Source organism: Dysgonomonas mossii, assembly GCF_004569505.1.
Taxonomy (GTDB): Bacteria; Bacteroidota; Bacteroidia; order Bacteroidales; family Dysgonomonadaceae; genus Dysgonomonas.
Genome location: NZ_SPPK01000001.1, coordinates 714,924 through 731,058, shown reverse-complemented (window position 1 = coordinate 731,058; position 16,135 = coordinate 714,924). Strand labels below are relative to the sequence as shown.

Below are 16,135 nucleotides of genomic sequence, written 5' to 3'. Positions count from 1 at the left end.
TTTATTAAAATTTATATGTTAGCATTAATCGACCTTCTGATGTTTTAGAAAACACATCATCAAAATATCTATAATTTGTGTCGCGCATATAGTTGTAATATATACCCGTTAAGAACAAATGGCTTCTTAATTTTATATCCGTACGAAGGCTGATCGCATGTAGAATTGCTTGCGATCGATCCCCCTGATAATTAAATTCATGGACATCAATATTATCCCAATCTATATCTTTGGGATACCCCTTCCAAGTAAACATACGATAGACCTCATAATTACCCGACATACTGATCCAATCCTTGTACGTCAGATTAAAACCTAACTTTGTACTGAAACCACTGGCAAGGTTATAATTACGCATATCTACCACATAATGATCGCTAAGTGCTCCACCAAGCAACACCAGATTTGTATGCATAAACGCATTAAATCCTACGTTCTGTATACGTTTGCTTTGATAGATGAACCCAGCCCCAAATGATGCAGGAGTACAAAACTTGTATGGAATTTTACCCGAAACATCTGATATTGTATCCGAATCATAATAATCGAAATGTTGATAGAATCCTAAACTTAGAAAATCATTTTTTGTATCTACCAATTCTGTTACATACAGCCGACCAATAATATTTAATTGGCTAAGCATTGGCTGCGAACTGTGTATATTGAGATTGCTCTTAAATGTGAAATAATCATAGGGTTTTTCATTCTCATCTGAAAATCGATCGCCATATTCGATGTTTACATCCATTGCAGCCCCTACCCCCTTGTCGAGAATCTCACCTTTCAGCTCCAAAACTCTGACTCCGGCAGATACCTCTACACTTACATCGGGCACTCCAAACTGTTTCCCAGTAGTAGAACGTCTACGCCAAGCATCTCCATTCAAGATTCTTGTCAGCCCTCTGGTTGGAGCTATCACAAAGGCTGCTAATTCGCGTCCAAAGCGATGGCTTCCTTCGCGGCGATCGTCCAACACCAGATCGGACGTCCGATAAAGTACCTCTCCAAGCGATAGTCCACCAATAGGCGTTGCTATTATATCATTTATTGACGGATACTCATTTTCCATAAACAATTCCCACATAGCACTACCACCGAGTGCAAAAAGCCCCGACTCCCAATAATTAAAGCCTCTGGAACGAGCCGAGTTGTAATATAGATTACCATGATAAGGGTGCAGAAACATATTTGTTCCCATCTGATCATTATCCCAAACGAAACCACCCTTTAGATTTTTCTTTATGGTATGCATATTTATATATGCAAAATCTTCCTTCATTACAAACCGATCAAATCCCCAGATAGCCATATTCAAGCCAAAATTCTGAGTTGCCGCTTCCCAAAACTTTTTCTTAGAATAAAAAGCTATGTCAATCGAATCAGCCGGCTTGGGTGGAGCCACCTGATAACGAATAGCAAACTGAGCTTGAGCGTAAAATGAGATTAATAAAAATGTAAAGAATAAGAGAAACTTATTTTGCATCGATTAACCTGATTTATTAAAAATATTAAATTCAAGTAGCAAATATAATTCATTGCTTCTTGTAACGATACATATAGTATCGCTTTTTTATTGAAATCGCTACTTTAACTTAAATCTAACTTTTAGCAATACCTCTGTAGGCCTCAACATATATGCAGAATAATAACGACTGACATCGGTGTATGAAGCAGAAACAAACTGTTTGGAATTGAATATATTTGTATAATCAAACATAAACTCTAATTGTTTATACTTGTACTTTGCACTTATATCACCAAATGTCATAGATCGACTTCCCGATATAATTGCATTATTATAAAAACTTTCACACTTCAGGTTAAGCGACATCCCCTTGAATGGAAATATACTCAACTGAATGTTATGTGACATTATGCGTATTGGATCAAATGTTTTTTTCTCATTTTTCACCTTACTAATACTTTGTGAATATTTAAACTCATATTGTAAATTAACAGAAGGGCTTATCTTAGTTATTATACGAGGAGAAAAAGAGTATCCCTGATTATTATAATCGATAAGTCGTCCTTGTGTAACCTGAGATGAGCGACTAATCGTATAGTTCCCTCCCAGAAAAACAGTTGAGCCTAACGTTTCAATATCTTTACTGAGGTGCATATCTGCTCCTAGCCTTTCGGTAGTAGAAGGGGCTAAAATTGAAGAACGTAGAGTAAGAGTTCCCAAATAAGAATAATCAGACAAAAGGTTCGTCCTGACATTGGAATAGCTAATATTAAACATTCCAAATAGAGTTGTAATAGGATCCCTATAATACAAAGATGCGCTTGCATTATGCGCCTTTTGTTCAAAAACATCCCCGTCATTTTTCAACAAGCTACGATACGACGATAGAATATATCCTTTATACAGTTGGTTGATCTTACCGATAGAAGTTCTATAGCTGTAGTTGCAGTAAGACGTCCAATAACCAGATATCTTATAATGAAGAAATAAAGAAGGATTAAAAGAAAAATTATTTTTGCGACGCTTTTCATCAGAAAGATTGTTCTTTACATCAAGAAGTGTGTAATTAAAAGGCAATGCCAACACAGAGTTTAGCTTTCCTTTAGCATAGGTATAAACGGGGCTAAAGATTAGCTCATATTTAACTTGTCGGAGATCATTTTTAAATGAATCAGCTACATATGTAGTATTATCTGTTCCCAATTCAGAACTTAAACCTTGTATATCGGTACGCATGCTTACAGCATACTCCTGCTTCCAAGTTCCTTTACCGAACCCTAATGAGACCTTATTATATACAGCCAAATTATCTTGTTCTACACTCTGCATCATCCTTGATGAATAAGTCGAAGGACTTAACAAATCTTGATACAGCAGAGGCTCTATAGATAATGTATGCGCAGATGAATTGTATCCGAAAAAAGAATGAAAGTTCCATGTATACTTTTCTCCTGTTTTCACTATATTGAACGTATTATTAATACTATAGTACGGCTTTTTCAGATATTGGCTAACGCTATCAGCAGAAATGACATCTCCTCTCTCCCTATCCCATATACCCTCAATCTTGAAAAGATTATTAAAATAAAATTTGTCTTTATTTGCATTCAATTGAATATCTCCAGTCAACCGTTCTTTTCTTAGGCGAGAGTTCATATATTCTTCTATCTTCAAAATACTATCATTCGCCAAATAGTATTCAGTAAAAGCATAACTGTCTTTTCGTTGGAGATCGTTCAGGTAACTAAGGTTCGCCGTCAATTGATAATCATTCTTTAAAGACCACAAATTATTAGCAGACAATATATTTGCTTGATTATTCAGATAGCGTTTTTCTGCTATGGATGGAGATAAGGGGCTCTGCACACCCAGAAGACCTCCTTTATCCATATTGGAAGCATCATTCGAATAAAAAGAAGTCAACTCTCGAGTGACATCATCACCCGAATTGTTTCCCTTATAGATTGTTATATTCTGCAACTTCTTAGCTATGTACATCCCTGTCAATTCGTTGTTCCAAAGCAAGGGTGAACCGCCTAATCCTAGCTGTGTATTCGCAATGATAGTTCCTTTGGCCGAATCTTTCAGTTTCAGATTAATAGCCGCATCTTCCGACACTTCTTTGTCTTTTAGAGCTTTAATTGGTTGGTGATTTTCCAACACTTGCACCGTTGATACATCTTTTGCATCGATATTGTTTGTAGCAATACCATAACGCCCTTGCAACAGATCGGCATTCTCTATATAGAATTTGTTTATAGGACGATTCTGATATAAAATCGCGCCATTTTCCTGAACCTTTATTCCGGGCATCTTTTTCAGCACATCACCGATTGTTCTATCATTTAGATCTGAAAAGCTTTCTACAAGATAATTCAACGTATCACCCGCTTGCCTGATTTTAGGGGGTGTTATTTTCACTTCGTTTAATAAAATTGATGCCGATTCTATAGAAAAATCTATATTCTGATTTCTATTTTCTACAATCTTAGTTTGCTTCTGCACATTAAAGCCAGATACAGTAATTGCAATACTATCAGCCTTGCCTTTATATTCGAGCTTGTATGCACCCTTCACGTCAGTCATAGCAAAGCCAAGAGTCAGCCGCCCCGACTTCTCTTGTAAGGTAACATTTATGTCTGCTATAGGATTACGCTTCTCATCACGAACTATTCCTGTTATTATAGTTTGAGCTTGAGCCATAGCCGAAATCAAAATAAGAAAGAGGAAAAAATATCTTTTCATGTTTTGTGTCACATCAAGCAACCGGTTATTCCTTTTCTAATGATATGTACTCATTATTATTCTTTTTACGAACCATTATAACATTGCCTCCATTAACATTCACTGCCATACCCCCGGATCTCTTTTTTTTGAGCTTATCTAAATCCTTAAGGCTGGCGTTGATATAATCCTCTTTTGCCAATAAAATTTCTACAGTTGGGGTTAAATGCTCCAATCCTATAATCTCAAAAGAGAAAATATTTTCGGTATCATTTACTTTTAAAATCAGCCCGGGTAGTCCATAAAACTTCCAAGGACCATCGTTTACCGGAATATCAGAGGTAAACCAAGCGTCATACGTTCTACCTCTAAAAGTTGTACTCGCTTTCTGACACAAATAGCCCAAAATAGTCAAGGTATCCGTTTTTATATCCCATTGATAAGAAACCTTATCTATACATTTATATTTATTAGGAGCATCTTCGGATCTGTCTATAATTATAATCTCACCGACTTGCTTCTTTTTGTACAAATGTGCAGTCTCACCTTTCTCTTCCGATTCGAATGTTGTCCCCATGTTACTATCAAACGACGACATATCTCCATTCTTCACAACCGAAATACTCTGTATTGTTGCCGGATTCAGCTTGTTGTTCATAAAATCACCAAAAATCGAATCGCGTCTAGCTCTCGTAGCATCATAATAATGGGACACTTTTGCTCCAATATCGAGTGTTAGAGTGTCGATCTTCTGTTCAGTTTTCTGACTTATCGTTACCGGCTGCACGAACTTGTAGTAGCAACGAATACCGGCTTCATCAAGATTTTCGGATAAAACATTACCTTTATCAAGTTTAACAACTTTCACATTACTTGCTGATATATTCTGTGAAAAAGCTTGCATACAAGCAGATAGAAGGATCAATAAAACAAACATCTTCTTCATATTATTTCTTTTTTTAAAGTTCTCCGACAAATATAGTCTAAAAAATTAGACAAACAATGTTTAGGTCTAACAAAATAGACTAAATACCAAAATAAAAGTTTCGCTGCTTAGAGTGACTGAAATATGAAATATATTAGGTACCTCCATTTATCATCTCTAAAAGTAAAAAGTTAGAAAATATTGAATTAATTTTGGAAAATGATTAAGCAAATATTACTAGTAGGACTTGGTGGGGCTGTAGGAAGTATATTGAGATTTCTTACATCTGCTTTTATCGTAAGGATTGAGCCATTTCCTTTTCCATTAGCTACATTTCTAATCAACATTCTCGGATGCTTCTGTATCGGCTTATTTGCAAATCTGGTTCCCTCCAACAATTTACGAATGCTACTTATTACAGGATTTTGCGGAGGCTTTACAACATTCTCTACTTTTGCTAGCGAAACTTTAACATTGGCTAACAACAACCAATCAATACTGGCATTTGTTTATGTATTGGCAAGCTGTGTTATCGGAATATCTGCCGTTTGGCTAGGAATGTACCTAACAAAATAACACATTATATATATTTAACTTTTTTGATTGTGCTTTTGGCACCTCCTTTTCATCTATAATATATTAATAAGAAATACAAAACATAATAATATGAAAAAGCATTTATTCTTTATTCTTTTATTCTTTTCACTAAGTAGCATTATGAGATCACAAACTTCTAACAATAAATATGAAAATGAATGGAAAAACATAGAGCAACTTGCATCTGAAGACTTACCCCAATCCGCATTACAGTCGGTAGATGATGTACTGAAGATGGCAATCTCCGAAAAGAACAATACACAAGTAATAAAAGCACTTATATATAAGAATAAGTTCAAAAAAGAAATCGATTTTAGTGATAATGAAGGTATATTAAGTGACCTCCGGCAGCTTCTAAACCAGTCGAATGATACTACAGAAAAAGCACTGTTAAACTCTATGCTTGCCGAAGCTTATCTAGACTATTACAATGCAAATAGCTGGGAGATCAATAGACGTACCAACCTTTCTGATGTAATTCCGGATGACATCAAAGAATGGACAGGAAATATATTTGTTAATAAAATTGCAGATCATCTCAAGCTTTCAGTTGCAGATATTGCAACACTAAAAAAACATACAACAAAAGAATATGATGATATAATCAACCTTGGTAAGGATACTGAAAGATTTCCCACATTGTATGACTTCTTGATGAAAAGAGCCATAGAGATAGCAGAGAATATACAAAATATTGATAACAGTGATTTTGACCCTACCCTTATAGGTTTAGACATCAAACAACTAATCCTCCCGGCTGATGAGTTCGTTAAGCTTAGTATGAAGTTAGCTTCGGGTAATAGAATGCTTGCATATATATATTATCAGCAATATTTGAAAGATCTATTGGATAGAAATATGACTGCAACAATCATATCAATGGAGATTGGTAAGATAACTTTTACTCAAAACAAGTCGAATTCATTTACGCCAAAAGACGTATTGGATACATATTTGAAACTTGAGAAAAAATATGAATCAAACGAAAACTGTTCCGAAATAATAGCTAAAATAGTTGATGCTTATAATTACGGAACGGATGGTATGGACACAGCTAAAAGAAATGAAACCATATATGCATGGTTGAAAAAAGGATTAGACAAATATCCTAAATCGTATGGAGCGAGAATTTTACGACAACAATTGAACGTTCTTGAATCTCCCATCCTTCTAGTCAATGGTAAAAATCTGCAATATCCGAATGAGGAAATCCGACTAAAAGTAGAATATAAAAATGTAAAAACAGATAGCATAGCACCATTCAAACTATTGAGAAAATTAAATGGGAAATATTCCTTAATAAAAGAATACTCACTGAATCTGACATCTAAAACAACATACAACGCTGATACATTAGATTTGAATATAGGAAAACTTCAACCCGGCGAGTATACATTCACAACCCGAACTATTGAAGAACTTGACAAAGAAATACCAAAAGGTGAAGAAGAAGATATGCTTTATAATAGGTGGGATGACAACAAATTCAAATTTATTGTTTCTTCTCTAATGACATTCTCTCGCAATAGCGCAAAGAATGAATACGAAATATTTGTAGTTGACCGAAATTCGGGCAAGCCTATAAAAGATGCTACAGTAAGAATACATTCTATAGTCAGAAAAAAGGATGATAAAAAAATATTGCTAGCTCGATTAAAAACAAATGAAATAGGTATCGCAACATTCATAGATTCGCGCGATATCAAAGACCTATACTCTGTGGCTAAATACAAAGTAGAACTTGGTGCAGACTCGTGCTTGCAAGCAGAGAATTTAAATTCAAACTCGTACAGATGGGAGCGTACTGTTCCTTACAGCACCCAAGAGAATACGATTAATATATTTACCGACAGGAGCATATATCGTCCCGGGCAAACTGTTTATTTCAAAGCCATCGTGATCGATAAAGAATCCAAAGTTTTAGCGAATCAGACTTGTACAATAGAGTTATTGGATGTGAATGATGAAACGGTTACAGAAAAAGACATCATCACAAATGAATTCGGTTCTGCATCAGGAGAATTTATCTTACCGCAATCCGGATTATTAGGTCAATATAGCATAATGGCAACCGGCGGCGGAGCAGGAACTAATTATTTCAAAGTAGAAGAGTACAAACGACCAACCTTTGAAATCACTTTTGATAAATTAAAAGAAACTTATGCTTTCGGAGAAGAAATAAAACTGAAAGGTTATGCAAAAAATTATTCAGGTGTAAGCCTACAACAAGCGGATGTAAACTATACTATAACCCGCAAACAGCTCGACATCTGGCGCTGGGGAAGAGGCTACAAAGCTCCTTTTGCTGATGGAACAGTAAAAACAAATGACGATGGTTCATTCGAAGTTGTATTTACTCCACAACCTGCAGACGAAAAAAGATATACACCTTTCAACCAACAGAATTACACATTTGAAGTTACAGCAACAGTGACGGATGTAAACGGAGAAACTCAGTCGAACCAATACTCTATTAACGTTGGCAATATTTCTATGGCTATCAACATAGATATACCTAGCCAGATAGAAAAATCGGGAAATGATAAAATAAATATAGGCGCAAAAAATTTACAAGGGGAAGACATCAAGACATCCGGAACTTATATTCTTTATAGTTTATCTGAAAATGACTCTATCAATAAGAAAGTATTTGACGCCACATTTGAAACAGGAGAACAAACTAAATTGAAGTCTTTTTTACAAAGTCAGCCTTCAGGTAAATATCAACTAAAAGTAAAAGCCCTTGATAGTAAGAATAACGAAATAGACGAAAAGGCTAATTTCATTTTATACAGTTTTAGCGACAAAAAACCGCCGATAAAAACAAATGAATGGCTTGTGAAAAAGAATACATCTCTTAGTCCCAATAAGCCGGCTGAAGTTATATTCGGAGTATCAGACAAAGATATATATGTATTGTACCAACTAAATAATAATAAAAAAGTATTTGAACGTCGCTTCATAAAAATGAGTGAGGCGAATCAATTGTTCACTGTTCCTTATAAGGCTGAATATGGAGACGAGATATACATGTCATTCACCTTTGTAAAAGATGGAAAGCTATACAACCAAAATGTATCACTAGCAAAAGAAACCGAAAAAACTGACACGAAGTTAAATCTTAAGCTTGAGGTCTTTCGTGATAAACTACGTCCCGGACAGGCAGAGACATGGACAATCAGCGTAAAAGATACAACCAATACCCCTTCTATAGCCGAAGTGTTGGCATCTATGTACGATGTATCACTGGATAAGCTATATCCGTATATGGCTTGGAATTTCAATCACCCATACATAGGAAAAGAAGCAATATATCCTATTTCGTTCGACTATCCATCACGGTATTGGAATTTAGATGAATCTAAGTGGTTTTATGCAGGCTCGTTATATATGGCAGAAATGAATACGTCTGAAGAAAAAACGCCAGCGAGAAGATTTGATCAACTAAATTGGTTTGGATATATCAATAAATCTTTTGAGGAATATATTTATGAAAAAAGTAATCAAAGTATCGGAATTATCACCTCTAGCGGTATAGGTTCTGACGGGATATTTGCAGCAGATATGGCTGTATTAAATGAAAGTATGGTCATGGGGGTAGCACCAGCTCTTACACCACAGCAAGCTCGATCAAAAAGTTTAGATGGTTACTTCGCAGCAGACTCCATCAGCAGACAAGAGGAAACAGCCAATGAAGAAAACAATGCACCCACACCTCAAATCCGTCAAAACTTCAATGAAACCGCATTTTTCTATCCTCAATTGAGAACAAATGAAAAAGGCGAAACCCTGATATCGTTCACTGTACCCGAGAGCAATACGACATGGCGTTTCAGAGCATTAGCGCATGACAAAAATTCGAGAGTAGGAACATTGGAGCAATTTGTAATAACACAAAAAGAACTGATGGTGACACCGAATATGCCTCGCTTTGTTCGTCAGGGTGATAAGACTAGTATTTCTACCAAAATATCCAATTTGTCAGAAAATGCCATCTCGGGAAATGTAAAAATAGAATTCTTCGATCCTGCTACAGATAAAGTGATTGACCTCAGAATTGTAAATCAAGATCAAACATTCTCTGTAGATAAAGGAGCATCAACCTCTGCCCAGTGGACTTTTGATGTACCCGAAAGCATTGAACTGATCGGTTGCCGCATTATAGCACAAAACGAAACATTCAGTGATGGAGAACAGCATGTTTTGGCTGTACTATCAAACCGTATGATGGTGACAGAAAGCATGCCTATAGATGTTACAAAAGCAGGAACTAGTACATTTACTTTCGATAAATTATACAACAATACGTCATCCACTGCAAGTAATTATAGACTCACACTCGAATATGCATCCAATCCTGCATGGTATGCTATACAAGCACTGCCTTCATTCAGTAATCCTACCAGTGAAAATGCGGTGAACTGGTTTGCTAGTTATTATGTGAATACGCTCGGTTCTTCTATCATCCGTCAGTATCCGAAAGTGGGTGCTATGATAGAAGCATGGAAGAAACAAGGAGGTGATAAACAGACATTCGTATCGAAACTACAGAAAGATGAAGAGTTTAAGAACGTATTGTTAGAAGAAACACCGTGGGTGCTGGATGCCAAAAACGAAGCAGAACAAATGCAGCGCCTTTCTTTATTATTTGATCTGAATAATACAAAACAGATGACCGATGCAGCTACCAAAAAACTACAAGACCTACAAAACAGTAACGAAGGCGGATGGTCGTGGTACAAAGGGATGTACCCGAGCCGTTCTGTTACCCAATATATCCTGTATGGCTATGCTAAACTACAGCAAGTTGGGCAAATAGAATATCCTGAGGATGTGAAGGAAATGCAAATGAATGCTCTCAAATTTATTGATAGCCAAATACTCAAAGACTTTGAAAGCCTGAAAGAGAATAATAAGAATTGGGAGAAAACATCGTCCATATCAACCAATCAGTTAGAATACGCCTATGTCCGTTCATTCTACCGAGACATACCGATTGATCAGGCAACACGTGCAGCCGAAAGGTTCTACACGAATGTAGCAAGTAAAAACTGGCAAAAACTCGATTTGTACGAAAAGTCTATTCTTTCGGTTGTATTAAAAAGAAATGGAGAGAAAGAACTTGCCAATAAGATCATCAAATCAATACGCGAATATGCTGTTAAAAACCAAAAGACAGGTATGTATTGGCCAAATAATCGTAATCAGGTATTTATGTCTCTATCTGCAATCAGTGTACATACATTCTTAATGGATGCACTGCAAGAAGTTGGTTCATCGCAAGAAGAAATGGATATGCTTAAACGATGGTTGATAAATCAGAAACGAACTCAGATATGGGAATCAACGCATGCTTCGATAGATGCTATCACTGCATTGTTAAGCACAGGGTCTAATTGGTTTGCAAGTGAAGAAACGCCTGTAATCTCTGTAGAGAATGAGAAAATAGAACCCGAAAATAAAGAAGCAGGGACAGGTTATTTCAAAAAAGTATGGAACAAAGCCGAGATTAAAAACGAAATGGGTAAAGTAGAGGTGACAACATCAGATACCCGTCCGGCTTACGGAGCTTTATACTGGCAATATTATGAAAACTTGGATAAGATTACAGCGCATAAAGGAGACCTGAATGTAGAGAAACAGTTATTTAAAGAAATCAACACAGCTACAGGTAAATCTTTAAGTCAAATTACAGAGAACAATCCGCTTGCTGTGGGAGATAAAGTAGTAGTGCGCCTAACAGTTAGAACAGACAAGGATATGGAATTTGTTCATCTGAAAGATATGCGGGCTTCTTGTTTCGAACCTATTCAAACGATTTCGGGTATAAAATGGAATGAAGGATTGATGTATTACCAAACGTCAAAAGATGCATCTACTAATTTCTTCTTCGATGTTATGCCAAAGGGAACTTATGTATTTGAATACCCTGTATATGTAAACCGTACAGGAGAATACGCTAATGGAATAACAACAATACAATGTATGTATGCGCCTGAATTTGTATCGCATACAGCCGGAATAAAAGTAACTGTAAAAGAAAAAGAATGAAAAAATATCTTCCGATAATAGCTGTAATATTGCTCTTTACCGGTTTTGTATCTTTCATTTGCTATAAATCAAATAATAAATCGACAAAACAAAGCGAAGAAAGGGAAATAGTAGAATCCTCGGAATCGAAACAAAAGAAAGAAGAAAGAAAAAAACTTTATGCAAGGCTTAAAGCAAAAGCAGATGAAGCCAAAGTATATAGTAAACAACAAAGACTAAGCTCGAAACACTGTATACTGATTGATTTCAGTATACACTCGGGCAAGAATCGTTTCTTTGTATGGGATTTTGCAAAAGACAGCATAAAATACGAAAGTCTTTGTTGTCATGGATACGGACAGAAGAGCACACAGTCTAAACCCGTATTCAGTAATGCTGAGGGCAGCTATTGTTCTTCATTAGGTAAATATAAAACAGGAGCACGATCATACAGCACTTGGGGTATAAATTTACACTACAAACTGCATGGTTTAGAGAAAACCAATAGCAATGCATTCAAACGGATCATAGTGCTTCATTCGCACAATCCGGTTGCGAATAAAGAAGTTTATCCAAATCATCTGCCATTAGGTTGGAGTCAAGGATGTCCGGTAATAAATAATGAGGTAATGCGCAAATGCGATGCTTTACTCAAAGAGAGTAAAAAGCCTCTACTGTTGTGGATATATAATTAGTACAATACTAAATATTGCTAAATTCTTAAAAAATAGTCATATTTATTACTAACTTTGTAAGATGGTTATAGCTAATGCCTAACTACATAGTTAATAACTTAAAGTAAAATAAAGAAAATTAGGTATATGAAAAAGATTGGTTTTATACTATTGGCTTTGGTATTATCTACCAGCTTTATGATGGCTCAAAATGGAGATAAAGCTCCCAAGGCTGTCTTTACAAAAGATGTACACGACTTTGGAAAAGTGGATGAAAGTGCCGGTTCTGTTACTTGCGAGTTTACATTTAAAAACACAGGTACTGCTCCTCTTCTAATTCAACGCGTACAAACAACATGCGGATGCACAACTCCAGACTACACAAAAGAACCGGTTCTTCCTGGAAAAACAGGGGTAATAAAAGTAACTTATTCGACAACAGGTCGTCCGGGAATTTTCACTAAAGAGATTACAGTATTTACAAACGTTCCTGATTCGGTTTACAAAGTTCGTATCAAAGGAGAAGTTATTCGCAACAAATAAAATAATAGGTTCCGGCATAGTACAATAAACAGCTAAGAACCTATAAAACAATTAAAAACAAAACAGGAGAAAGACTAGTCTTTCTCCTGTTTTGTTTTTAGTATCTTATTAACTTCACAAACGTTTTATTTATAATCATCGGAAGCTTTAAATAGAATCTACGTATTACTCTTTCGGGTCGGGTCCGTATTGATTTTGTCCATGAGTACCATCAGTACAAAGAAGGATTAACAACCAAATACCACCAATTAGAGGTATAAGTGAAACAAAATACATCCAGCCACTATGATTTGTATCATGCAACCTTCTCACCGTAACTGCTAAACTTGGTATAAAAACAGCCAAACTGTATAAACCAACCAGTACCATGCATATTATAAAAGGAATTGAAGATTCGTTCATGGCGAATAATATGCCGCCAATAATCATCAAACCTATCGGAATAAAAGAGTTGAAAAGATAAAACATCCAATATTCCGTGCGCCTAGCCCTACCACTAAAGTCTGCATACTGCTTCAATACTTTCAGATACCATTCCATAATTTTATTGTTTTTATAGTATTAAAAAAATATGGGATAAAAATAATATAATATTCTGAAAATGAAAGGAAAAAGAAATGTTATTTATAACACATCTTTTTCCTTTCTCACCTAAAAAAACTACTTTAATAAAATACTACATTGTAAGAACAATGTTATTTTCTTCTGCCATACGACGCATATTAAGGATGGCATAGCGCATACGGCCCAACGCCGTATTGATGCTAACCCCTGTTTGGTCTGCTATTTCTTTAAAACTAAGATCTTGGTAATAGCGCATTTCTAAAACTTCGCGCTGATTTTCAGGCAAAAAAGATATTAACTTTCTAATATCAGATGTTATTTGCACCTTGATTAGTTCGTCCTCAATAGTGCCATCACATAGTGTAGGGTTATTTAATAAGTCTACAGGAGCCTCGTCATTTGATACCGTATTTTCGTTTTTCTCCTGACGAAAATGGTCAATAATCAAATTATGAGCTATCCGAGAAATCCATGCACGAAACTTACCCGATTCGGTATAACGTCCCTGCTTGATAGTAACGATTGCTTTTATGAATGTTTCTTGGAAAATATCTTCTGCAAGTTCTCTATTACGCACAGTAAAAAAAATGTAATTATATACACTTCTTTTATGACGTTCTAGCAGGATATCAAAAGCAAGATTGTTGCCGTTAGAATAATCACAGACCAATTGTTCATCAGTCATAGTAATTAATGTTTCCATTATCTCTTATATTTAAAAATTTAGAGTAATGTCTATTCTATAGGCGTTGATTTTTTGAGGTTTATAAACAAAACTATGTTAATGATGCAAATAAAGAATAAATTTACCAAACTTACAAATACAGAAAGAATATTTAACAATAAGGAGACGATACATCAGATACAGTCTCTTGTTGTCATGTTGATCCATAGGATAATAAGAATGAGACTGTTTTATCTATGCCAAAATAGAAGGCGCTCACGAGTGCATAAGATTCGAACAATAAATTGGGATGTTATAAGAAAAAAAGAAAGTTTTTTAGCTTTCGAATATTTTCTATTAACGTCATTGTATATATTTGTATAGAAATCTATTAAACACTAATCATTATGAAAAGACATCTGTTATTCCTTGCAGTATTTACGGTTTTAACTACAAGTTTGTTAGCTCAGGGATATGAAGTTCCTAAAAATTATAAATTTGAGAGTAAAGACGCTTATACTACATACGAACCCCAAGTAAAAGAGACTATAGACTGGTTATTAGGCACGCCGTTAGGAAAAGAGCCTATTAAGAGACAAGAAGCAAATGCCTTTTTTATGGCCTGGCTTACAGGTACACCGAATGTTAGTGTGGGTGTAGATAGCCGAGTTGTAGATTTCATAAAAGTCAATCCAGAACTATTAATGCCTTTTATGCTGGGTTGGACTAGATACTCTTTTGATAACAACTACTCAAAAGATAATATCCTATGCACAAAGGCGGCATTAGAAACGGTTGCAGCGTTTTATCGAAAAAACAGAGGATATCTGAAAAAAGATGGAAGCGTGGAGAAGTTAGAAAAATCAATAGAGAAAGGTAAATTAGAAGAAGAAATAAGAAAGAAACTTAAATAAGAAGTTCAACGAAGGAAAGGCTTAAGTATAAATTTCTGAAAGATAGAAACAGAACTATAAATATAAAACAGATTATGAAAAAAATTGTATTCCCTTTATTATTAGGATTAATCCTAATGGCTGGCTGTACACATAAGACGCAGACAGGACAAGACGATACTATTGTAATAAAATCGGATATGGAAGACGAAAGAACAGGAGATGAGCTCAAAATAGTTGCAATAATGACCGTTAAACCGGAGGCTATAAAAGAAATTCTACCTATTTTTCAGACATTGGTTCAGGGCAGCCAAGAAGAAGATGGCTGTATCAGTTACAATCTGCATCAAGATATCAGCGACTCTACAAAGTTTGTAATGCTTGAAGAATGGAAATCACAAGCAGCTATAGATTATCACAATAACACGGAGCACTTTAAAACATTTAAAGAAGCATCGAAAGGTATGATAGAAAAATCGGAAGTAAGTATTTTAAAGTTGGTATATTAATCACCGGCTTCTTCCATTAGAGATATCTTAGATTTGTATTTTTAGATAACAAGATTGTCTAATATAAAGATCTTTGATACAACAGATAGGTAGCTGACAGACAAAAAGTGATACAGAAAGAATAGAGTAAATACTTGATGTCTCAAAACACATAAAAACAAAGCGAGACAAGAAAAGTAACAAACAGAAAATATACTTATATCTGTTACTTTTGTTACTTTTGTAACCTTAAAGATTATAAAAGAATAAAAGCTATGACAGAATTGAAGATTGTTGCTGTAATTGTAGTTAAAGCCGAATTTCAGGAAGAATTGGAAAAAGTGTTTCAAAATGTGGTAGATGGCACACGTAAAGAAGATGGGAATATCTCATACGATTTGCATCAAGATGTAAAGAACCCTTTAAAGTATACAATTCTGGAAGTTTGGAAGTCTCAGGCTGCAATAGATGAGCATAATAATACGGATCATTTCAAGGCTTTTGTAAAAGCGATAGAAGGAAAAGTGGAAAGTCTGTCTGTAGATATAATCAAAAAAGTGTATTAAAT

The 16,135-nt window shown here is 35.3% G+C and carries 12 protein-coding genes; 7 read left to right on the top strand and 5 right to left on the bottom strand.

The window, feature by feature from the left end; translation table 11 throughout:
- Positions 1-4: 4 nt before the first annotated feature.
- The 3 genes from E4T88_RS03265 to E4T88_RS03255 all read right to left on the bottom strand — a co-directional run bounded on the left by E4T88_RS03265 (position 5) and on the right by E4T88_RS03255 (position 5,135).
- Entirely contained in the window at positions 5-1,483 is a 1,479-nt protein-coding gene (locus E4T88_RS03265) for a DUF3943 domain-containing protein (RefSeq protein WP_135104035.1), read from the bottom strand.
- 99 nt (positions 1,484-1,582) lie between these two features.
- Entirely contained in the window at positions 1,583-4,210 is a 2,628-nt protein-coding gene (locus E4T88_RS03260; protein ID WP_135104034.1) for a carboxypeptidase-like regulatory domain-containing protein, read from the bottom strand.
- A gap of 25 nt (positions 4,211-4,235) precedes the next feature.
- The gene (locus E4T88_RS03255) at positions 4,236-5,135 is read right to left on the bottom strand and encodes a GLPGLI family protein (RefSeq protein WP_135104033.1); all 900 of its coding nucleotides are present in this window, start codon (positions 5,133-5,135) and stop codon (positions 4,236-4,238) included.
- A 198-nt stretch (positions 5,136-5,333) separates the two neighbouring features.
- On the opposite strand from E4T88_RS03255, the gene crcB reads away from it, so the two are divergent.
- From crcB to E4T88_RS03235, 4 genes are all read left to right on the top strand, one after another.
- On the top strand, positions 5,334-5,690 hold the full coding sequence (gene crcB / locus E4T88_RS03250) for a fluoride efflux transporter CrcB (protein WP_135104032.1): 357 nt from the start codon (positions 5,334-5,336) through the stop codon (positions 5,688-5,690).
- A gap of 90 nt (positions 5,691-5,780) precedes the next feature.
- Positions 5,781-11,762: an alpha-2-macroglobulin family protein gene (locus E4T88_RS03245; RefSeq protein ID WP_135104031.1), complete on the top strand. Its 5,982-nt coding sequence runs from the start codon at positions 5,781-5,783 to the stop codon at positions 11,760-11,762.
- Complete coding sequence (locus E4T88_RS03240) at positions 11,759-12,436, top strand: murein L,D-transpeptidase catalytic domain-containing protein (RefSeq protein WP_135104030.1); 678 nt, start codon at positions 11,759-11,761, stop codon at positions 12,434-12,436. The genes E4T88_RS03245 and E4T88_RS03240 overlap by 4 nt, the downstream gene beginning before the upstream one ends.
- Before the next feature lie 126 nt (positions 12,437-12,562).
- Entirely contained in the window at positions 12,563-12,958 is a 396-nt protein-coding gene (locus tag E4T88_RS03235) for a DUF1573 domain-containing protein (protein ID WP_006842670.1), read from the top strand.
- A gap of 165 nt (positions 12,959-13,123) precedes the next feature.
- On the opposite strand, the gene E4T88_RS03230 is transcribed toward E4T88_RS03235, so the two are convergent.
- On the bottom strand, positions 13,124-13,498 hold the full coding sequence (locus E4T88_RS03230) for a DUF805 domain-containing protein (protein ID WP_135104029.1): 375 nt from the start codon (positions 13,496-13,498) through the stop codon (positions 13,124-13,126).
- Positions 13,499-13,634: 136 nt separating this feature from the next.
- A complete protein-coding gene (locus E4T88_RS03225; protein ID WP_006842669.1) occupies positions 13,635-14,225 on the bottom strand; it encodes a sigma-70 family RNA polymerase sigma factor in 591 nt (196 codons plus the stop codon).
- A gap of 368 nt (positions 14,226-14,593) precedes the next feature.
- Here E4T88_RS03225 and E4T88_RS03220 point away from each other — a divergent pair, with 368 nt between their 5' ends.
- The 3 genes from E4T88_RS03220 to E4T88_RS03210 all read left to right on the top strand — a co-directional run bounded on the left by E4T88_RS03220 (position 14,594) and on the right by E4T88_RS03210 (position 16,133).
- Entirely contained in the window at positions 14,594-15,100 is a 507-nt protein-coding gene (locus tag E4T88_RS03220) for a hypothetical protein (RefSeq protein WP_135104028.1), read from the top strand.
- A gap of 74 nt (positions 15,101-15,174) precedes the next feature.
- The gene (locus tag E4T88_RS03215; protein WP_135104027.1) at positions 15,175-15,588 is read left to right on the top strand and encodes a putative quinol monooxygenase; all 414 of its coding nucleotides are present in this window, start codon (positions 15,175-15,177) and stop codon (positions 15,586-15,588) included.
- A gap of 254 nt (positions 15,589-15,842) precedes the next feature.
- Positions 15,843-16,133, top strand: a complete 291-nt coding sequence (locus E4T88_RS03210; RefSeq protein WP_135104026.1) for a putative quinol monooxygenase — start codon at positions 15,843-15,845, stop codon at positions 16,131-16,133.
- The last annotated feature ends 2 nt before the right edge of the window (positions 16,134-16,135 follow it).

What these genes read in the sequence shown, in the direction of transcription:
- E4T88_RS03265 (WP_135104035.1), bottom strand. Translation starts at nt 1,483, where the DNA reads ATGCAAAATAAGTTTCTCTTATTCTTTACATTTTTATTAATCTCATTT.
- E4T88_RS03260 (WP_135104034.1), bottom strand. Translation starts at nt 4,210, where the DNA reads ATGAAAAGATATTTTTTCCTCTTTCTTATTTTGATTTCGGCTATGGCT.
- E4T88_RS03255 (WP_135104033.1), bottom strand. Translation starts at nt 5,135, where the DNA reads ATGAAGAAGATGTTTGTTTTATTGATCCTTCTATCTGCTTGTATGCAA.
- crcB (WP_135104032.1), top strand. Translation starts at nt 5,334, where the DNA reads ATGATTAAGCAAATATTACTAGTAGGACTTGGTGGGGCTGTAGGAAGT.
- E4T88_RS03245 (WP_135104031.1), top strand. Translation starts at nt 5,781, where the DNA reads ATGAAAAAGCATTTATTCTTTATTCTTTTATTCTTTTCACTAAGTAGC.
- E4T88_RS03240 (WP_135104030.1), top strand. Translation starts at nt 11,759, where the DNA reads ATGAAAAAATATCTTCCGATAATAGCTGTAATATTGCTCTTTACCGGT.
- E4T88_RS03235 (WP_006842670.1), top strand. Translation starts at nt 12,563, where the DNA reads ATGAAAAAGATTGGTTTTATACTATTGGCTTTGGTATTATCTACCAGC.
- E4T88_RS03230 (WP_135104029.1), bottom strand. Translation starts at nt 13,498, where the DNA reads ATGGAATGGTATCTGAAAGTATTGAAGCAGTATGCAGACTTTAGTGGT.
- E4T88_RS03225 (WP_006842669.1), bottom strand. Translation starts at nt 14,225, where the DNA reads ATGGAAACATTAATTACTATGACTGATGAACAATTGGTCTGTGATTAT.
- E4T88_RS03220 (WP_135104028.1), top strand. Translation starts at nt 14,594, where the DNA reads ATGAAAAGACATCTGTTATTCCTTGCAGTATTTACGGTTTTAACTACA.
- E4T88_RS03215 (WP_135104027.1), top strand. Translation starts at nt 15,175, where the DNA reads ATGAAAAAAATTGTATTCCCTTTATTATTAGGATTAATCCTAATGGCT.
- E4T88_RS03210 (WP_135104026.1), top strand. Translation starts at nt 15,843, where the DNA reads ATGACAGAATTGAAGATTGTTGCTGTAATTGTAGTTAAAGCCGAATTT.